16 protein-coding genes are annotated in these 18,529 nt (G+C 55.4%); 8 read left to right on the plus strand and 8 right to left on the minus strand.

Annotated features, from left to right (window positions below):
* Positions 1-53 precede the first annotated feature (53 nt).
* Positions 54-1,229 (minus strand): oligogalacturonate lyase family protein, encoded by a 1,176-nt coding sequence (locus tag ACNQ0W_RS10375; protein ID WP_062933182.1) that lies wholly within the window; start codon positions 1,227-1,229, stop codon positions 54-56.
* A gap of 300 nt (positions 1,230-1,529) precedes the next feature.
* Between ACNQ0W_RS10375 and kduI the strand changes: the two genes are divergently transcribed.
* From kduI to ACNQ0W_RS10390, 3 genes are all read left to right on the plus strand, one after another.
* Entirely contained in the window at positions 1,530-2,366 is an 837-nt protein-coding gene (gene kduI / locus ACNQ0W_RS10380) for a 5-dehydro-4-deoxy-D-glucuronate isomerase (RefSeq protein ID WP_045348046.1), read from the plus strand.
* Between the two features lie 63 nt (positions 2,367-2,429).
* Positions 2,430-3,191: a 2-dehydro-3-deoxy-D-gluconate 5-dehydrogenase KduD gene (gene kduD, locus ACNQ0W_RS10385; RefSeq protein WP_003862835.1), complete on the plus strand. Its 762-nt coding sequence runs from the start codon at positions 2,430-2,432 to the stop codon at positions 3,189-3,191.
* A gap of 312 nt (positions 3,192-3,503) precedes the next feature.
* Positions 3,504-4,919, plus strand: a complete 1,416-nt coding sequence (locus ACNQ0W_RS10390) for a sugar porter family MFS transporter (protein WP_062933181.1) — start codon at positions 3,504-3,506, stop codon at positions 4,917-4,919.
* Positions 4,920-5,003: 84 nt separating this feature from the next.
* Here ACNQ0W_RS10390 and ACNQ0W_RS10395 read toward each other — a convergent pair whose 3' ends face one another.
* Genes ACNQ0W_RS10395 through ACNQ0W_RS10410 form a run of 4 tightly spaced genes read right to left on the minus strand, consistent with a single transcriptional unit; the run spans position 5,004 to position 9,229 of the window.
* Positions 5,004-6,290 carry an ABC transporter substrate-binding protein gene (locus ACNQ0W_RS10395; RefSeq protein ID WP_017382862.1) on the minus strand — a complete coding sequence of 429 codons (1,287 nt, stop codon included), beginning with the start codon at positions 6,288-6,290 and terminating at the stop codon, positions 5,004-5,006.
* A 13-nt stretch (positions 6,291-6,303) separates the two neighbouring features.
* Positions 6,304-7,431: an ABC transporter ATP-binding protein gene (locus ACNQ0W_RS10400; RefSeq protein ID WP_017382861.1), complete on the minus strand. Its 1,128-nt coding sequence runs from the start codon at positions 7,429-7,431 to the stop codon at positions 6,304-6,306.
* 12 nt (positions 7,432-7,443) lie between these two features.
* Complete coding sequence (locus ACNQ0W_RS10405) at positions 7,444-8,346, minus strand: carbohydrate ABC transporter permease (RefSeq protein ID WP_047051821.1); 903 nt, start codon at positions 8,344-8,346, stop codon at positions 7,444-7,446.
* On the minus strand, positions 8,339-9,229 hold the full coding sequence (locus tag ACNQ0W_RS10410; protein ID WP_003862825.1) for a carbohydrate ABC transporter permease: 891 nt from the start codon (positions 9,227-9,229) through the stop codon (positions 8,339-8,341). Before ACNQ0W_RS10410 ends, ACNQ0W_RS10405 begins: the two co-directional genes overlap by 8 nt.
* A 544-nt stretch (positions 9,230-9,773) precedes the next feature.
* Here ACNQ0W_RS10410 and wzz(fepE) point away from each other — a divergent pair.
* The gene (gene wzz(fepE) / locus ACNQ0W_RS10415) at positions 9,774-10,910 is read left to right on the plus strand and encodes an LPS O-antigen length regulator Wzz(fepE) (protein WP_023314779.1); all 1,137 of its coding nucleotides are present in this window, start codon (positions 9,774-9,776) and stop codon (positions 10,908-10,910) included.
* Between the two features lie 33 nt (positions 10,911-10,943).
* On the opposite strand, the gene ACNQ0W_RS10420 is transcribed toward wzz(fepE), so the two are convergent.
* The gene (locus ACNQ0W_RS10420; protein ID WP_039269867.1) at positions 10,944-11,267 is read right to left on the minus strand and encodes a cupin domain-containing protein; all 324 of its coding nucleotides are present in this window, start codon (positions 11,265-11,267) and stop codon (positions 10,944-10,946) included.
* A 135-nt stretch (positions 11,268-11,402) separates the two neighbouring features.
* Between ACNQ0W_RS10420 and ACNQ0W_RS10425 the strand changes: the two genes are divergently transcribed.
* Entirely contained in the window at positions 11,403-12,095 is a 693-nt protein-coding gene (locus ACNQ0W_RS10425) for an aspartate/glutamate racemase (RefSeq protein WP_062933179.1), read from the plus strand.
* On the opposite strand, the gene ACNQ0W_RS10430 is transcribed toward ACNQ0W_RS10425, so the two are convergent.
* Positions 12,090-13,016, minus strand: a complete 927-nt coding sequence (locus ACNQ0W_RS10430) for a LysR family transcriptional regulator (RefSeq protein ID WP_017692726.1) — start codon at positions 13,014-13,016, stop codon at positions 12,090-12,092. The two genes, ACNQ0W_RS10425 and ACNQ0W_RS10430, sit on opposite strands and share 6 nt — an antisense overlap.
* Before the next feature lie 120 nt (positions 13,017-13,136).
* On the opposite strand from ACNQ0W_RS10430, the gene lysA reads away from it, so the two are divergent.
* Positions 13,137-14,399 (plus strand): diaminopimelate decarboxylase, encoded by a 1,263-nt coding sequence (gene lysA, locus ACNQ0W_RS10435; RefSeq protein ID WP_023295366.1) that lies wholly within the window; start codon positions 13,137-13,139, stop codon positions 14,397-14,399.
* On the opposite strand, the gene ACNQ0W_RS10440 is transcribed toward lysA, so the two are convergent.
* Positions 14,369-15,406 (minus strand): LacI family DNA-binding transcriptional regulator, encoded by a 1,038-nt coding sequence (locus ACNQ0W_RS10440; RefSeq protein ID WP_003862814.1) that lies wholly within the window; start codon positions 15,404-15,406, stop codon positions 14,369-14,371. The genes lysA and ACNQ0W_RS10440 overlap by 31 nt on opposite strands.
* Positions 15,407-15,705: 299 nt before the next feature.
* Between ACNQ0W_RS10440 and ACNQ0W_RS10445 the strand changes: the two genes are divergently transcribed.
* Positions 15,706-17,031, plus strand: coding sequence for a PTS sugar transporter subunit IIC (locus ACNQ0W_RS10445; protein WP_062933178.1), 1,326 nt, complete (start codon positions 15,706-15,708; stop codon positions 17,029-17,031).
* A 7-nt stretch (positions 17,032-17,038) separates the two neighbouring features.
* Positions 17,039-18,466 (plus strand): glycoside hydrolase family 1 protein, encoded by a 1,428-nt coding sequence (locus ACNQ0W_RS10450; protein WP_062933177.1) that lies wholly within the window; start codon positions 17,039-17,041, stop codon positions 18,464-18,466.
* The last annotated feature ends 63 nt before the right edge of the window (positions 18,467-18,529 follow it).

Below are 18,529 nucleotides of genomic sequence, written 5' to 3' on the forward strand. Positions count from 1 at the left end.
AAAAAGCCCTCCGAATCGGAGGGCAAGGCCAGTTACAGAAACACTAACTCAAGTCAGGCATGCAACATTTCAGGTTGCTCGGGGAGTTTCGCGATATAGAGGGCCGGTTTGCCGTCTTTATCGGAACTGTACAGCACCGCTTTTTCGTCCGGCGTGAAGGACGGATGCGGGTGGGTTACCTGGCGGCTGTTCGCCACCGTAGCCCATGAGGTGTCATGACGGGCGATGCGGTAATAGACTTTCTTCGCCACGTCAAAGGCATACAGATAAGGATCGTTATCAATGGTGTAGCCGCCGGTGTCTTTCACATCGACAGGCGTACCGGAGCCGTCGCCAACCAGCATGCTGCCGTCAACGTTGCTCATCAGATGCGAACAGGCGGGCATGTTCATTACCGCTTCATTCACGCCGGTATCCGGGTTGAAGCGGGAGATGGTGCGCCCTTGCTGACCTTTCAGGTAAGAAACGTAGATCAGCGCGGACCCGTCCGGCACCCAAAATTCATGTGTACAGCTTTCACCTTCCGAGTGCGTTTTCACTTTCCGCACGTTGCTGCCATCTTCGTTGACCAGCCACATGCGGGCGTCGACCAGGTCGTGCGGCCCTTCATGACAGAAGGCCACGGTATTGTCATCGAACGGGCGATAAATCGGATGTCCCAGCCAGATCTTCTCGTCATGAATGGTGGTGCTTTCACCCGTTTTCAGATCAACGCGCAGCAGGCGGCAGTGCGGCCCTTTGTGGAAGAAGTCGTGGAAAATTTTCCAGTCGTTGAGTGGCGTCCAGTCGCGTCTGGCAATCTCAATACCCACCAGTTTGGTGCAGTCGCTGTTCGCGACCCAGGTGCCGTAGCCGACCCACTCTTCCGGAACGCGGTACACTTCGCGCTCTGCCAGCGTCTGTAAATCCACCTCCAGCAGGGTGCGATCGTTCTTCACATAATAGAGGGATTTATCGTCCGGAGAGAGGAAACCGCCAAAGGTGTTATCGCCCGCGCCTTCGGTCAACTGTACCGCTTCGGCGTTTTTCAGATCCAACAGGTAATAGTTCCAGTGACCGTCGAACTCCCCGGCGAACAGCAGGTGGCTGCCATCGTTAAAGAAGCACTTCTGGTAAAAGTAGTTGCGATGACAGGTTACTTCCGGTGGGGTCAGGCGGGTGACTTCCACGCCTGTATCCGGATCGCGGCTGACCTCGTAGTTCAGCTTGACCCGCATACCTTTAGCCATAATGCACTCCTTTGAACGCGTGATGTAGGTTGAAAACCGGGTGTTAAATTATCAAAACGTTGTTTCATTATGTGTGACTGACAGCGCAATTTCTCAGTTTCATTATCCAGATTGCGAGTCTTAAAGATTTATCGTGATCGAAACACCATTTCTGGCATAAACACGCAGAAAAAATGAAACGTTGTTTTAAATGTAATTGAAAACCCCGTGGTCAGGGGATAATATGTGTTCATCACGAAAACGGAACGTTGTTTCGTTAATTATCTTTGCCTTCGGGCACGATCAATTCTGGAGGTTTACGTGGACGTCAGACAAAGCATCCACAGTGCGCACGCTAAAACGCTGGATACTCAGGGGCTGCGCAGTGAGTTTTTAGTTGAGCAAGTGTTCGAAGCCGACAAGTACACCATGGTCTACAGCCATATTGACCGCATTATTGTGGGCGGGATTATGCCGGTGGCGAAAACCGTCTCCGTGGGCGGTGAAGTGGGCAAACAGCTGGGCGTGAGCTACTTCCTCGAACGCCGTGAACTGGGCGTGATTAACATCGGCGGGCCGGGCACCATTACCGTTGATGGCCAGTGCTACGAAATTGGTCACCGCGACGCGCTGTACGTCGGCAAAGGCGCGAAGGAGGTGGTGTTCGCCAGCATTGATGCCAGTAAACCGGCGAAGTTTTACTACAACTGCGCCCCGGCTCATACGACTTACCCAACCAAAAAAGTCACGCCAGCGGACGTTGCCCCGGTGACCCTTGGCGATAACCTCACCAGCAACCGTCGCACCATCAACAAATACTTTGTTCCGGATGTGCTGGAAACCTGCCAGCTCAGCATGGGGCTGACCGAGCTTGCGCCGGGCAACCTGTGGAACACCATGCCGTGCCATACCCACGAGCGCCGCATGGAGGTCTACTTCTATTTCAACATGGATGAAGACGCCTGCGTGTTCCACATGATGGGACAGCCGCAGGAGACGCGCCATATCGTTATGCACAACGAGCAGGCGGTCATTTCGCCGAGCTGGTCTATCCACTCTGGCGTGGGAACGAAAGCCTATACCTTTATCTGGGGTATGGTCGGTGAAAACCAGGTCTTCGATGACATGGACCACGTCGCTGTTAAGGATCTGCGCTAGTCGCAGGCAGTTAAGCATACATCTGCCTGTTGGTGACAGGCGCTGAACGATTAAGGAACAAACATGATTCTGGATGCATTTTCTCTGCAAGGTAAAGTGGCTGTGGTTTCCGGTTGTGACACCGGGCTGGGGCAGGGGATGGCGTTAGGTCTGGCGGAAGCGGGCTGCGACATCGTCGGGATTAACATCGTTGAGCCAACGGAAACCATCGAGCGCGTCACCGCGCTGGGTCGTCGTTTCCTGAGCCTGACCGCGGACCTGCGCAAAATCGATGCGATCCCTGAGCTGCTGGATCGCGCGGTGGCGGAGTTTGGGCATATCGATATTCTGGTCAACAACGCTGGCCTGATCCGTCGTGAAGACGCGATTAACTTCAGCGAAACGGACTGGGACGACGTGATGAACCTGAACATCAAGAGCGTGTTCTTTATGTCCCAGGCGGCTGCGAAGCACTTCATCGCCCAGGGGAAAGGTGGCAAGATCATCAATATTGCCTCCATGCTCTCTTTCCAGGGCGGCATCCGCGTGCCGTCTTACACCGCATCGAAGAGTGCCGTGATGGGCGTAACCCGTCTGCTGGCGAACGAGTGGGCGCAGCACAACATCAACGTCAACGCCATTGCGCCGGGCTACATGGCCACCAACAATACCCAGCAGCTGCGTGCGGATGAAGAGCGCAGCGCAGCTATCCTGGAGCGTATTCCAGCGGGTCGCTGGGGTCTGCCGAGCGATCTGATGGGCCCGGTTGTGTTCCTGGCGTCCCCGGCTTCGGATTACATTAACGGCTACACCGTTGCCGTTGACGGCGGCTGGCTGGCACGATAATTCAGCCCGAATAAAGAACCTCTGCCCTTGGGTAGAGGTTTTTTTTGCGCCAAAATTGGCTTTATCCATATCCTTAAAGATGAAAAATCCATACTGAAAAGGAATGAATGACAGGTATCACACATTTATTGCTTAAATATTAACTAATTAATAAAAAATAAGGTTAAACCACCCTGATTTGAAATTGTAATGTCCATCACAGATCGGTATGTCGTAGCGAAAAAATCCATATCTTCACCAGTTCCGGCCTGACACTTTCTTCCGGTATCTCGTAATTTCACTTAACGAATTTCGCTGTTGAGGCAGGAAACTATGACATCTATAAATGACTCTACCCTTATGCCCGCTGCGCTGCGCGATACCCGACGCATGAACCAGTTTGTTTCTGTTGCGGCCGCCGTAGCCGGTTTACTGTTTGGTCTGGATATCGGCGTTATCGCGGGCGCACTGCCCTTTATTACCGACCACTTTACGTTAAGCAACCGTCTGCAAGAGTGGGTGGTGAGCAGCATGATGCTGGGTGCGGCCATCGGCGCACTGTTTAACGGCTGGCTGTCGTTCCGTCTCGGGCGCAAATACAGCCTGATGGTCGGGGCGATCCTGTTTGTTGCCGGTTCCATTGGCTCGGCGTTTGCCACCAACGTTGAAGTGCTGCTGCTCTCCCGCGTGCTGCTGGGCGTGGCGGTGGGTATCGCGTCTTACACCGCGCCGCTTTACCTCTCCGAAATGGCGAGTGAAAACGTGCGCGGCAAGATGATCAGCATGTACCAGCTGATGGTGACGCTCGGTATCGTGCTGGCGTTCCTGTCGGATACGTACTTCAGCTACAGCGGCAACTGGCGGGCAATGCTTGGCGTGCTGGCGCTGCCTGCGGTGCTGCTGATTGTGTTAGTCATTTTCCTGCCGAACAGCCCGCGCTGGCTGGCGCAAAAAGGGCGTCACGTGGAGGCGGAAGAGGTGCTGCGCATGCTGCGCGACACGTCTGAAAAAGCGCGTGAAGAGCTGAACGAAATCCGCGAAAGCCTGAAGCTGAAGCAGGGCGGCTGGTCCCTGTTTAAGGCGAACCGCAACGTGCGCCGCGCGGTGTTCCTCGGCATGCTGTTACAGGCAATGCAGCAGTTCACGGGGATGAACATCATCATGTATTACGCCCCACGCATCTTTAAAATGGCCGGATTTACCACCACCGAACAGCAGATGATCGCCACGCTGGTGGTAGGGCTGACCTTTATGTTCGCCACCTTTATCGCGGTGTTCACCGTTGATAAGGCCGGACGTAAACCGGCCCTGAAAATTGGCTTTAGCGTGATGGCGCTCGGCACCTTAATACTCGGCTACTGCCTGATGCAGTTCGATAACGGCACGGCGTCAAGCGGCCTCTCCTGGCTCTCCGTCGGCATGACCATGATGTGTATCGCCGGTTACGCGATGAGCGCCGCGCCGGTGGTGTGGATCCTGTGCTCTGAAATTCAGCCGCTGAAATGCCGCGACTTTGGTATCACCTGTTCCACCACCACCAACTGGGTGTCGAACATGATCATTGGCGCGACCTTCCTGACGCTGCTGGATGCGATTGGCGCGGCAGGCACCTTCTGGCTCTATACGGTGCTGAATGTAGCGTTTATCGGCGTGACCTTCTGGCTGATCCCGGAAACCAAAGGCGTGACCCTGGAGCATATTGAACGCAAGCTGATGAGAGGGGAGAAACTACGTAATATCGGCGTGTAATGTCATTGCCCGGTGGCGCTTCGCTTACCGGGCCTACGATACCGTGTAGGCCGGGTAAGGCGTAGCCGCCACCCGGCTTTGTTTTTACCGCATCGCACGTCTCAAAATACGCTCCGCCTGACGCTGGAAGTCAGCGGCCGTCTCTTCCACGGTTTTCTGCCCGTAGTCGATATACTGCAAAGAAGTACCGAACTGCGCCACAATCTGTGGGTCGTCAAAGTATGGCGAGACGGTGAGTTTCGCCGGCAGCGACTGCGCCAGGCGCAGGCCCGCCACGGATGGATCGTCCTCTTTAATGGTGCCGTCTTCGGTCAGATACTGCACCGCCACTTTGCTCAACGGCACGCCGCGCTCAAGGCCCAGCGTATCAACCCCTTCTTTGCTGTTGAGCAGGAAGTTAATCAGCTTCGCTGCCGCTTCCGGGTTTTTGGTCGTCTTACCAATCGACAGCATCTGCGCCGGTTTGAAGAACAGACCCGCGTCGGTGGCGCCCGGCAGCATTGGGTAGCTGCCCAGCTCCAGTTTCGCCGGTGGCTTCAGGTTGTCGGAATATTTGTTGATGGTGGAGTTCCACATGTAGGTGCCGCCCCATTCACCCTGGATCCACGGCTTCATCTCATACATGTTGCTCTTACCGAACGAGGCATAGTATTTGGTGTCCGGCATGACGTGGCTGTCGATCAGCTTTTTGTAGGTCTGGAAAAACTCCACCCACTGTTCCTTTGTGTAGCTGAACTTTTTGGTTTTCTCATCCACCGCAGGAATGTTGTACTTCTGGATCATGTATGAATTCAGCAGCGCCAGCGTATCCTGGTGCTCCAGGATCACCGGATAGTATTGCTTGCCGAGCTTGCTCTCGAAGGTTTTACCGGCCGCCATCAGCTCGTCCCAGGTTTTCGGGTACGCAATACCCGCTTTTTTCCAGGTTTCGTCATTGAAGTAGAACACGCGCGCCGTCACCGAGATCGGAATGCCGTTCAGCTTGCCGTCCACGGTGGTGGTTTGTAGCTCTTTGGGATCGAACTGCGACAGGTCGATCACGTCCTTCATCTTGTTCAGATCGTAGAAGCCGTCACCAGTTTTGGAGAAGATCGGCAGCCAGTTCCAGTTCGTCTGCATTACGTCCGGCTCGGTGCCGCCCGCAATCTGGGTGGTCAGACGGGAAAGGTGACCGTCCCAGCCGGTGTATTCCGCTTTCACGTTGATGTCCGGGTTCTGCTTATGGAACTCTTCCAGCGCTTTCAGAGTGACCTGGTGACGGCCGTTGCCGCCCCACCAGGACATCCGTAAATCCACATTCTGCGCCATCGATGGCAAAGCGGTAAGGCCGAGGGTCGCGGAGATTGCTGCGCTTAAAAGCACTTTTTTCATTTTTATCACTCCATCAGAGAGAGAGGTTCTGTTCAGTTTTTGCGTCAAAAATATGACACTTGTTCATCTCAAACGTGAAATACACCTTACGATGAAGGCCCTTATCAATCATTGGTTTAGCTTCATCGGACGGGATTCGGGCGGTCAGTTCATAGTCCGCGACCTTCAGGTACACAAAGAATTCGTGGCCCATGTTCTCAACGCGCACCATCTCCCCGCTACAGCCGCCGTCCGGGAAGGGCTCATCAGAGAGCGATACAAATTCCGGGCGCACGCCGTAGAAGATCTCCTGACCCGCGTAAGCCGCGACTTTCTCCTGCTTCTCCGCGTTCAGCGGCATGGTTTCATCGCCAATGGCGATGTGCAGCTGACCCGCTTTTTCGACCAGCACGCTTTTGCGTATATTCATCTCCGGCGCGCCGATAAAGCCCGCCACGAACATGTTCTTCGGCTTGTGGTAGAGGTTGTCCGGCGTGTCCACCTGCATGATATGGCCGAGCTTCATCACGCAGATGCGGTCGCCCATGGTCATCGCTTCGGTCTGGTCGTGGGTCACGTAAACGGTGGTCGCCGGTTTCCCTGATTTCTTCAGCTGCTTGTGCAGGTCAGAAATACGGATACGCATCGAAGCGCGCAGTTTGGCGTCGAGGTTTGAAAGCGGCTCATCGAACAGGAACACATCTGGCTTTTTCACAATCGCACGGCCTACCGCCACGCGCTGCGCCTGGCCGCCGGAAAGCTGGCGCGGCAGGCGGTCGAGCAGCTCTTCCAGCTCAAGAATTTTGGCGGCTTCATTCACCTGAGACTCAATCTGATCTTTCGGCAGCTTGCTCAGCTTGAGACCAAAGGCCAGATTCTCGCGCACCGTCATATGCGGATAGAGGGCGTAGTTCTGGAACACCATTGCTATTCCGCGCTCTTTCGGCGCGAGGTTGTTCACGATCTTGTCGCCAATGCGCACCTCACCGCCGCTGATGGTTTCCAGCCCCGCCAGCATGCGCAGGGTCGTGGATTTGGCGCAGCCGGATGGGCCGACGATCACCATGAATTCCCCTTCAGCAATTTTAAGATCGATAGCGTGTACCGCTTTAAAGCCGTTGGAGTAGACCTTTTCCAGCTTGTTGAAAATAACTTCAGCCATGGTATTTCCCTCTTAACCTTTAATTCCGCTGCTGGTGACGCCCTGTACGAAGTAGCGCTGTGCCAGGAAGAAGACAATGATGGATGGCAGAATGGAGATGCTCGCCATTGCCAGAATTTCGTTCCACGGCGCGCCTTCGGTGACGTCGATGGACATTTTCAGCGCCAGTGCGATGGGGTATTTATCCACGCTGTAGACGTAAATCAGCGGCCCGATAAAGTCGTTCATGGACCACATGAACTGGAACAGGGCGACGGAGATAATGGCCGGTTTCAGGATCGGCACCACCACGTACCACAGCACCTGAATGGAGTTACAGCCGTCGATCTGCGCCGCCTCCTCCATGTCACGCGGGACGCCGCGCAGGAACTGGATCAGCATGAAGACGAAGAACCCCTGAGTGGCGAAGGCCAGCGGCAGGTACAGCGGCATATAGCTGTTGAGCATGCCCATTTCACGGAACATCAGGTACTGCGGGATCAGGAGCACGGTGCTGGGCAGCAGCATGGTGGTGATGAGCGTGGCGAACCAGAACTTCTTCCACGGGATCTCGAAGCGGGCAAAGCCGTACGCCACGATGGTGGAGGAGATAATGGTCAGGATCACTTTCGGGATCACATACTTAAAGGTGTTCAGCATGTAATGGCCGAAGTTGTACTCGGTGCCGGTTTTCCAGCCGTTTACGAAACCATCCCAGGTGGCGTGGGCAGGCCACAGGCTCAGGGTGGTGAAGATCTCGTGGTTCGGTTTGAACGACGCGGAGAACATCCACACCAGTGGGTAAAGCATCAGCAGGCCGACAACCAGCAGGATCACATAGCGAACGGTGGCGTTGATTTTCTCTCTGCGCAGCGTGCGGGCCACTTCGCGTTCGGCGACGCTTCTTGCCGTGGAGAGTTGTTGAATATCAGCCATTTTTGCCTCCTTTATCGGCGGAGTAGAACACCCAGTATTTCGACGACTTAAAGGCGATACCGGCGAAGACGGCCACCACCAGGAACAAGATCCACGCCAGCGCCGCGCCATAGCCCATATCGAAATACTTAAACGCGGTGTCGTAGATGTAGAGCGAGAACAGATAGGTCGAATAGGTTGGCCCGCCGCCGGTAATCACGTACGGCCCGGTAAATTCCTGGAACGCCTGCGTGGTCTGCATGATGAAGTTGAAGAAGATCACCGGCGTAATCAGCGGCACGGTCACCTTCATGAACATCTGCCATTTCGATGCGCCATCGATCATCGCCGCTTCATACTGGGACTGCGGGACGTTTTGCAGCGCGGCCAGGAAGATGACCATCGCGGAACCGAACTGCCAGACGCGCAGCAGGGTAACGGACATCAGCGCCAGCGACGGTTCGCCCAGCCAGTTCACCGGATCAAAGCCAAATACGCCGATAAAGCTGTTCAGCAGGCCATCGATGGCAAATAAGGCGCGCCACAGTACGGCAATGGCGACGGAGCTGCCGAGGATCGACGGAATATAGTAGGCAGTGCGGAAAAAGCCGATGCCGCGTAATTTAAAGTTCAGGACAAAGGCAATGCCTAATGCAAAGGCGAGCTTTAACGGGATGGTTAAAAATACATAGGCAAAGGTCACGCCCATGGATTTCCAGAAGAGCGTGTCTTCGGTAAACATGTAGCGATAGTTTTCGATGCCGTTAAACACCGGCGGACTCATCAAATCGTAATCCGTAAAGCTGAGGAAAAACGATGAGACGAAGGGGAATGCCGTAAAGAGTATCAGCCCGATGATGTAGGGTGATATCCATGCGAGCCCCAGCAGCTTGTTTTCATTCATACATACCTACCTGGCAATCAATGGTTTAATACGAAATCTGCTTTGTTACATTTTCCCAGGCCTGCGATGCGCGGCATGAGAGCTGAAATTCAGGGTGCAACGTCTGGCAACGGCGAAATCTACGTTTGTTTTTTAACGCTTTTTTGTCTTTCTTCGTGCTGTAAGCGCTTCTGGTTTCAAAAGAGCTGAACCGGTGTTCTTGGATACTAAAACATCGTTTTATTTTATATTATTGCGATTTATTTCTGCGTCATTCGCTTAATGGTGGAAATGTGATCGGCGTCGAAACGCTGTTTCAATATAGTGAGGGAGGTGGCATTTTTGACTTTTCACGGACTTTCGCCGCGGGCCATAAGGAAGAGATAACGAAGCAAAAGGGGAGCGGGAATAAAAATAGTCACGCAGCGTGGCTAACTACCAGATCTGATAGCAGGTCTACAGATGTACCAATTCGTCATTCAGATAATTCTTACATTCTTGTATGATTTGTTACACCGGAACCAGTCAGGCAGAATTTCACTGCATCCTTAAAAGAAGAACAGTTATGTCAGCGATGGATTTCAAAAAACATACGGATCTCAACTTTCCTCACTATGCTCCCCCGGCGGTCAGCGCTAAAGAAATAGATCTTCTGGGTCTGCTGGACGTCCTGCTGGCAGCAAAAAAACGCATCATCACCATTGTCTTTGCATTTGCACTGGTCGGCCTGGCAATCGCCTTTCTGATACCGCAAAAATGGACCAGTAAAGCGGTCATTACGCCCGCGGAACAGACGCAGTGGAGTTCGCTGCGCCAGATGATGGTGGCGCTCCAGGTGCTTGATGTCGACGTGAAAATTACCCGTGCGGATGTGTTTAATCTGTTTATCAAAAAGTTTCAGTCCCAGTCTCTGCTTGAAGAGTACATGAAGAGCTCACCTTACGTGATGGCTCAGCTCGATGGCGCTGAGGTTGACCCGCTGGAGCTGCACCGCGCGGTGGTCAATATTGCCGAAAAGATGAAGGCTGTTGATAACACGCAGGAAAAAAACGCTGATAAAGCACCGTACCTCTCCTGGACGTTAAGCTTCACTGCCCCAACGGCAGAGGACGCGCAGAAAGTGTTGAATGGTTACATTCAGTACATCTCCCGCATCGTCGAGCAGGAAACCATGCAAAACATTCGCGATCAGCTGATCCTGAGAACCAAAACGGTTCAGCAGCAGCTGGAGCTGGATCGGGTCCGTCTGACCAATATCCACAATACCAACCTGCAACGCCTGAACTACTCGCTGGAAGTGGCGAACGCGGCGGGGATCAAAAAGCCGGTCTACAGCAATGGACAGGCGGTGAAAGACGATCCGGATTATTCCGTCGCCCTCGGTGCGGACGGGATTGCGCAGAAATTGCAGATTGAAAAAAATCTGAAGGATGTTTCTGAGCTGAACGCCGATTTCCAGAACCGCGAATACTATCTGGCACAGCTGCAAAAACTTTCCTTCGAAGATGTGAGCCTGGAGCCGTTCAAATACCAGCTTTCACCTTCTATGCCGGTGAAAAAAGATGGCCCGGGCAAAGCCCTGATCGTGCTGCTGGCGTGTATTCTGGGTGGACTGTTCGCCTGTGGCAGCGTGCTGCTGCGCGAGGCAATGAGCACCCGCAACCCGCTGCCGGAACAACTTCCTGAGCCGGTTACGGAATAACATTAAAAAAGGCGCTCAACTGAGCGCCTTTTTTTATTTCAGGAAATCTTCGCGAACCGGCGTAAAGGTATCCAGCAGGGTGCCGGGTTTCAGGCAAACGCAGCCGTGCATCACGTGCGGCGCTTTATAGAGAGTGTCGCCCGCGGTCACCACATGCTTCTCCTCGCCGATGGTGAACTCAAATTCCCCCGAGAGAACGTAGGTGAGCTGCTCATGCGGGTGGTTATGCATCGGGCCAATTGCGCCTTGCTCGAAATTCACTTCCACCGCCATCATCCTGCCGTCGTGCGCCAGAATACGACGCGTCACGCCGTTGCCCAGATCCTCAAGCGTGGTCTCTTTATGGAAAATAAACATATTTTCGCCCTGTTATGTAATGAAACATTGTTTCAATTAACTTATCGCACCCGCAGAGAAAAGGAAACGTTTAGCCAAATAACTGGAAAGGCGATCACAAGTTTGCTTCACTGGGTGAAACGCACAGGAGGAAAGATGAAAACGATCGGTCTGTTAGGGGGCATGAGCTGGGAATCAACGATCCCGTACTACCGCCTGATTAATGAAGGCGTCAAACAGCGTCTGGGCGGTCTGCATTCGGCCAGCCTGCTGCTGCACAGCGTGGATTTCCATGAAATAGAAGCCTGCCAGTCGAGCGGGGAGTGGGACAAAGCGGGGCAGATGCTGGCGGACGCCGCGCTTGGGCTGGAGCGTGCGGGCGCGCAGGGTATTCTGCTGTGTACCAATACCATGCATAAGGTGGCGTCGCACATTGAAGACCGCTGTTCGCTGCCGTTCTTACATATCGCGGATGCCACCGGGCGTGCCATACGTGCCGCCGGCATGACGCGCGTGGCGCTGCTGGGGACGCGCTACACCATGGAGCAGGATTTTTACCGCGGGCGGCTGAGCAGCCAGTTCGGGATTGAAAGCCTGATCCCTGAAGAGGCCGACCGGGCGCGCATTAACCAGATTATTTTTGATGAGCTGTGTCTGGGCACCTTCAGCGAAACGTCGCGCGCCTGGTACGTTAGCGTGATTGAGAAACTGGCGCAGCAGGGGGCGGAAGGGGTCATCTTCGGCTGTACCGAAATCGGCCTGCTGGTGCCGGCAGACCAAAGCCCGATACCGGTCTTCGATACCGCCGCCATCCATGCCGCCGATGCGGTGGAGTTTATGCTGTCATAAAGGTTTTTGCAGGTCAGGTAAGCGAAGCGCTACCTGACGCGCGTGCGCAATCAGGTGTTCACTAAAGGCATCAACCAGCGCTGAGGCGGGCCGGTGCAGCGGGCGGATCAGGCTCACGGTAAAGGGAACGGAAACGCTAAAACGGCGCAGAACTACGCCGCTGCTGGCGTAGTCCATGGCCGTGAGCGGGTTCACCACCGAAATACCCACGCCCGCGCGCACCATCGCGCAAATAGACGCCGCACTGTGCGTTTCCATCACCATCCGCCGCTTCACCTGATGTTCGGCAAACAGGCCATCCAGAAGCTGCCGATAGCTGTCGGTCTGCGACAGGCTGATATAGTTCTCACCGTGAAAATCCGCCGGGGTCAGCTCCGCTTTGTGGGCAAGCGGGTGGCTGGCAGGCAGCACGCAGACCTCATCCAGGGACAGCAGCTCCGTGCGTTCCGTTCCCGCTGGCGTGACGAGGGTTTCGGTCAGACCCAGATCGTGGCGCTGGGCCGAAAGCCACTCCTCCAGCAGCGGCGACTCCTGCGGCACGATGGTCAGGCTGACCTCCGGATAGCGGGCCAGAAACGGCTGTAACAGTACCGGCAGGAATGACTGGGAAAAGACCGGCAGGCAGACGATGGACAGCTCGCCCTGGCGGAACTCCCTCAGGCTCTCTGCCGCGCTCACGATCCTGTCCAGCCCGTACCAGGAGCGCTGAACCTCCTCAAACAGACGTAAACCCTGCACCGTTGGATGCAGCCTGCCGCGGGTGCGTTCAAACAGCTTCAGCCCCAGCACTTTCTCAAAACGCGCCAGCTCGCGGCTGACCGTCGGCTGCGAGGTGTGCAGCATGTGCGCGGCTTCAGTGAGATTGCCGGTGGTCATTACTGCATGAAAAATCTCGATATGGCGTAGGTTAACGGCGGGCATAGGGCACCTGATGGCTGAGCGTGGTCCATATCATTTTTGCATAGACTCACGATAAAACGATATTTTTTATTCTCTTCAGGCTATGGCGTAATGATAAAAAACAGATTTCCGGAGATGACCATGCCACGCCCACTCAACCAGACTGAGACCGATTTAAACGCCGATAACCTGCTGCGCCTGCCTGCCGAATTCGGCTGCCCGGTGTGGGTCTACGATGCGCAGATTGTCCGCGAGAAGATCGCCGCGCTGCATCAGTTTGACGTGGTGCGTTTTGCGCAGAAGGCCTGCTCCAATATTCATATTCTGCGCCTGATGCGCGAGCGGGGCGTGAAGGTTGACTCCGTATCGCTGGGTGAAATCGAGCGTGCGCTGGCGGCCGGGTTTGATCCGAAAGCCGACAGCGACGCGATCGTCTTTACCGCTGACCTGATAGACGACGCCACGCTGGCGCGCGTGCATGAGCTGCAAATCCCGGTCAATGCCGGTTCGGTGGATATGCTGGAACAGCTTGGGCAGGTCTCTCCTGGCCATCGCGTCTGGCTGCGCATCAACCCGGGTTTTGGCCACGGTCACAGTCAGAAAACCAATACCGGGGGCGAAAACAGCAAGCACGGGATCTGGTATGCCGATATGCCTGCGGCGCTGGAGGTTTTACAACGCTACAACCTCAAGCTGGTGGGCATTCACATGCATATCGGGTCCGGCGTGGATTACGGCCATCTTGAGCAGGTCTGTGGCGCCATGGTGCGTCAGGTTATCGATTTTGGTCAGGATCTGGAGGCAATCTCCGCCGGGGGAGGGCTTTCGATCCCTTACCGCGAAGGGGAAGAGGCGATCGACACGGATCACTATTACGGCCTGTGGAGCGCCGCGCGTGACAGCATCGCCGCCCATCTGGGCCATGCGGTGAAGCTGGAGATTGAGCCGGGTCGTTTCCTGGTTGCCGAAGCTGGCGTGCTGGTGGCGCAGGTGCGGAGCGTGAAGGAGATGGGAAGCCGTCACTTTGTGCTGATTGATGCTGGCTTCAACGACCTGATGCGCCCGTCCATGTACGGCAGCTATCATCACATCACCGCGCTTGCCGCCGATGGCCGCGATCTGGTCAACGCCCCGCGCATCGAGACCGTTGTTGCTGGCCCGCTGTGTGAATCCGGTGACGTCTTTACTCAGCAGGAAGGCGGGAAAGTCGAAACCCGTTCGCTGCCAGAGGTAAAACCGGGAGATTATCTGGTGCTGCATGATACCGGTGCGTACGGGGCGTCTATGTCTTCCAACTACAATAGCCGCCCGCTGCTGCCGGAAGTGCTGTTTGATAACGGCGTGGCGCGGCTGATTCGCCGTCGCCAGACCATTCAGGAGCTGCTGGCGTTAGAGCTGGTCTGATTAAACCAGGGCCCTGTTGTCACCGAATCGCGTAACACCAGCGTGCCGGTGAACGGCGGGATCGCTTCAACCGGCTGGTTTTTTGCCAGCCGGATCGCCTGGTCGATCGCCGTGACGATCATGTTGTCGATCGGCAGATACACCGACGACAGGGCAGGCTCCAGCCACTTTGCGCTGGGGGCATCGTCAAAACCAAACAGCGAAATATCCTGCGGGATCTTCAGCCCGGCCTGGTGTAATGCTTTGGAGGCGCCCAGGGCCATATCATCGTTACAGGCAAACAGGGCGCTGAACGATGTCTTTTCCGCAATCAGCTCCTTGCACAGCTCGTAACCCCGCGTCATGCCTGCATCGCCGTATTTAATCCGCCGCTCGTCGAGACGAATACCGTGCTTCTCCAGCGCCTTACGGTAGCCCATCAGTCGCGCTTTACCCGTTGGCGTGTGGATCGGGACGGTGATACAGGCGATCTCCCGGTGGCCCTGGCTTATCAGGTAATCCACCGCTTTGAAGGCCGCGTCCTGCTGTTCAAAGAAGACGCAGCGATCCGCCGCCTGGCTCACTTCACGGTTAATGATCACCAGCGGCGTCTGCACGCTGTTGATCAGCTTCAGGATCGTCTTTTCGCTCATGTAACGCGTATACAGCACGATGGCGTCGCACTTGCGGTCGGCGAGCATCTGCACCGCCTGTTCTTCCTGTTCAGGGGCGTCGTGACCGTCGGTAACAATCAGCTGTTTTCCGTGCTTTTCGGTCTGCCGTGACGCCTGCTGTAGCAAACGACCAAAGTAAAAACCGTCGAACGTCGAGACGACCAGACCAATGCTGTTGCTGGTCTGGTTAGCCAGCGAACGCGCGAGAAAGTTCGGACGATAGCCCAGCTCCTCCATCGCGCGAAATACCTGCTGACGCGTGCTCTCTTTAACCTGACCTGTGCCGTTCAGCACGCGCGAAACGGTGGCCTTCGACACGCCCGCACGCAGTGAGACATCCAGCATTGTTGCCATTCGAAATTCCTGTTTCCACGTAATGGTTTGCAGTTTAACACAGACCATCCGGCGCATAAGCGACGTGGGAAGGGCAAAACCCCATAACGATCACGCTTTTCGGTAACGATCCTCGCCCGCGGGATAAATGCCTGTCATTGGCATGCCAAAATGGTGATAAATCGCAATCTGGAATACCTCTTACCTCATTGAGAGCTTAATCACAGAACAAAGCGCCTGTGGACGCTATTTTTGGCATACCAATAGTATCCGGCTGTCCATCTTATTCAATAAAAGCCCTTTTACTGAGGTATTACCCTATGGCATTTCAGGAAAAACTGATCGACGCTCTGGGCAGTTTTGCCACCACCTTCAACAGCTATCGCTATATCCAGGCGATCAAGTCTGCGTTTATTACCTTAATGCCGGTCATCATTGTGGGGGCGTTCTCGGTACTGATCTCCAATATGGTGCTGGATCCGAAAAACGGCCTGGCGAGCTTTCAGTCGCTGTCGTTTCTGGCGGCGTTAAAGCCGATCACCAGCGCGCTGAACTATGCCACGCTCAACTTTCTCAACATCGGCGCGGTGTTTTTAATCGGCATTGAGCTGGGGCGTATTAACGGCATTAAGTCCCTGTTCCCCGGCCTGCTGGCGGTGATCTGCTTTATCTGCGTGACGCCGACGACGGTGGAAATGCTGGTGGACGGCGAGATGCACGTGGTGAAAGACGTGCTGCTGCGCCAGTTCTCGGATACCCGCAGCCTGTTCCTCGGCATGTTTATCGCCATCCTGTCGGTGGAGATTTACTGCTGGCTGGAAAACCGCAAGGGGCTGAAAATCAGGATGCCGGACACGGTGCCGCCGAACGTCGCCGCGTCGTTCTCTGCGCTGATCCCGGCCATTATCACCACCACCGCCATCGCCACCTTTGGCTTCGTGTTTCATCAGATTACCGGAATGTATCTCTACGACGCGGTTTACCAGGTGGTGCAACAGCCGCTGGAGCGCGTGGTGCAAAGCCTGCCGGGGATCCTGCTGCTGATGTTTGTTGCCCAGCTGTTCTGGGTGATTGGTATTCATGGCAACCAGATGATCAAGCCGATCCGCGAGCCGCTGCTGCTGGGGGCAATCACCGTTAACATGAGCGCGTTTGAGCAGGGCAAAGAGGTGCCAAACATCATCACCATGCCGTTCTGGGACGTCTATATGAGCATCGGCGGCTCCGGCCTGACCATCGGCCTGCTGATAGCCGTCATGATTGCCACCAAACGTAAAGAGATGAAGGAGATCGCCAAGCTCTCCATCGGCCCGGGTATTTTTAACATCAACGAGCCGGTGATTTTCGGTATGCCAGTCATGCTAAATCCGATCCTGGCTATCCCGTTCATCATCACGCCGCTGGTGACGGGCTCGATTGGCTACTTTGCCACCGTGACCGGATTTGCCGGGAAAGCCGTGGTGATGGTGCCCTGGACCACGCCGCCGCTGATCAACGCCTGGCTGTCCACCGCGGGCTCCATGGGGGCGGTGATCACCCAGTTTATCTGCATCGTGACCGCGGTGATTATCTATCTGCCGTTTGTGAAAATTGCCTCACGCCGCGCAGAGCAGGCCGCACTGCAACAAGCCACCGATAACGCATGAGGACAGGATGAGCATAAAACAGATAACCATACCGCCAGATTTTATGCTGGGCGCGGCGGCATCGGCCTGGCAGACCGAGGGCTGGAGCGGCAAAAAGCCGGGTCAGGATTCGTGGATCGATCTCTGGTATAAGAACGATCGTCACGTCTGGCACAACGGCTACGGCCCGGCGGTGGCAACCGACTTTATCAATCGCTTCCGTGAGGACGTGGCGCTGATGAAGCAGGCGGGACTGACGCACTATCGCACCTCGATCAACTGGTCGCGCTTTTTGACCGACTATGAAAACGCCACCGTAGATGAAGAGTACGCCGCCTGTTACGACGCGCTGTTCGATGAAATGCACCGTCAGGGCATTGAGCCGATGATCTGCCTGGAACACTACGAATTGCCGGGCGTGCTGCTGGAGACCTACGGCGGCTGGGCGTCGAAGCACGTCGTCGAGCTGTTCGTTCGCTATGCGGAAAAGGTGTTTGAGCGCTTTCACGGCAAAGTCACCCGCTGGTTTACCTTCAACGAGCCGATTGTGGTCCAGACGCGCGTCTACCTCGACGCGCTGCGCTGGCCCTATGAGCAGAACACCAGCACCTGGATGCAGTGGAACCACCATAAGGTGCTGGCGACGGCGAAAGTGGTAAAGCTGTTTCGTGAGAAAGGCTATGACGGCACGGTGGGCTGTATTCTCAACCCGGAGGTGACCTATCCGCGCTCGCGCGCGCCGCATGACGTGCGGGCGGCAGAGATGTACGATCTGTTCTATAACCGCGTCTTTCTCGACCCGCTGGTGCACGGGCGCTATCCGCAGGCGCTTTTTACCCTGCTGGCGCAGCATCAGGTGCAGTGGGACTACACGTCCGATGAGCTGGCGCTGATTGCCGACAACACCGTCGACGAGCTGGGCATTAACCTCTATTACCCGCATCGCGTCAAAGCGCCATCCCGCGCCTGGCACCCGGAGACGCCGTTCCACCCGGCGTACTACTACGAGCCGTTCGAGCTGCCGGGGCGGAGGATGAACACCTCCCGCGGCTGGGAGATCTTCCCGCGCATTATTTACGACATGGCGATGCGGATTAAAAACGACTATCGCAACATTGACTGGTTTGTAGCGGAAAGCGGGATGGGCGTGGAGAACGAAGCGCAGTTTCGCAATCGCGACGGGATTATCGATGACGCGTACCGCATCGCGTTTATCAGCGAACATCTTTATTACACGCTGCTGGCGCGGGAGGCGGGGGCTAACTGCCACGGCTATATGCTGTGGGCCTTCACCGACAACGTCTCCCCGATGAACGCGTTTAAAAACCGCTACGGGCTTATTGAGATCGATCTTGAAAACCATCGCGCACGGCGGGCAAAGAAATCAGCGTCCTGGTTCCGCCAGCTGCGCGATGAGCGTGTGCTGACGCTCAGGGTTGACGATGAATGGAAGTAAGCCTTCTGGTAAAATAGCGCAAAAACTGGCCGGGAGGACGTCCGGCCCGCGCATTAACTGAAA

The sequence above is a fragment of the Enterobacter cloacae complex sp. 6730903 genome (assembly GCF_048283985.1).
In the GTDB taxonomy this organism is placed as follows: Bacteria; Pseudomonadota; Gammaproteobacteria; order Enterobacterales; family Enterobacteriaceae; genus Enterobacter; species Enterobacter hormaechei_C.

Excerpts from the sequence above, each read along its gene's own strand:
- ACNQ0W_RS10420 (WP_039269867.1), bottom strand. The coding sequence starts at position 11,267 with ATGTTTATTTTCCATAAAGAGACCACGCTTGAGGATCTGGGCAACGGC.
- ACNQ0W_RS10375 (WP_062933182.1), bottom strand. The coding sequence starts at position 1,229 with ATGGCTAAAGGTATGCGGGTCAAGCTGAACTACGAGGTCAGCCGCGAT.
- ACNQ0W_RS10445 (WP_062933178.1), top strand. The coding sequence starts at position 15,706 with ATGGCATTTCAGGAAAAACTGATCGACGCTCTGGGCAGTTTTGCCACC.
- ACNQ0W_RS10450 (WP_062933177.1), top strand. The coding sequence starts at position 17,039 with ATGAGCATAAAACAGATAACCATACCGCCAGATTTTATGCTGGGCGCG.
- ACNQ0W_RS10440 (WP_003862814.1), bottom strand. The coding sequence starts at position 15,406 with ATGGCAACAATGCTGGATGTCTCACTGCGTGCGGGCGTGTCGAAGGCC.
- lysA (WP_023295366.1), top strand. The coding sequence starts at position 13,137 with ATGCCACGCCCACTCAACCAGACTGAGACCGATTTAAACGCCGATAAC.
- ACNQ0W_RS10400 (WP_017382861.1), bottom strand. The coding sequence starts at position 7,431 with ATGGCTGAAGTTATTTTCAACAAGCTGGAAAAGGTCTACTCCAACGGC.
- kduD (WP_003862835.1), top strand. The coding sequence starts at position 2,430 with ATGATTCTGGATGCATTTTCTCTGCAAGGTAAAGTGGCTGTGGTTTCC.
- ACNQ0W_RS10425 (WP_062933179.1), top strand. The coding sequence starts at position 11,403 with ATGAAAACGATCGGTCTGTTAGGGGGCATGAGCTGGGAATCAACGATC.
- ACNQ0W_RS10395 (WP_017382862.1), bottom strand. The coding sequence starts at position 6,290 with ATGAAAAAAGTGCTTTTAAGCGCAGCAATCTCCGCGACCCTCGGCCTT.
- ACNQ0W_RS10390 (WP_062933181.1), top strand. The coding sequence starts at position 3,504 with ATGACATCTATAAATGACTCTACCCTTATGCCCGCTGCGCTGCGCGAT.
- ACNQ0W_RS10410 (WP_003862825.1), bottom strand. The coding sequence starts at position 9,229 with ATGAATGAAAACAAGCTGCTGGGGCTCGCATGGATATCACCCTACATC.
- ACNQ0W_RS10430 (WP_017692726.1), bottom strand. The coding sequence starts at position 13,016 with ATGCCCGCCGTTAACCTACGCCATATCGAGATTTTTCATGCAGTAATG.
- ACNQ0W_RS10405 (WP_047051821.1), bottom strand. The coding sequence starts at position 8,346 with ATGGCTGATATTCAACAACTCTCCACGGCAAGAAGCGTCGCCGAACGC.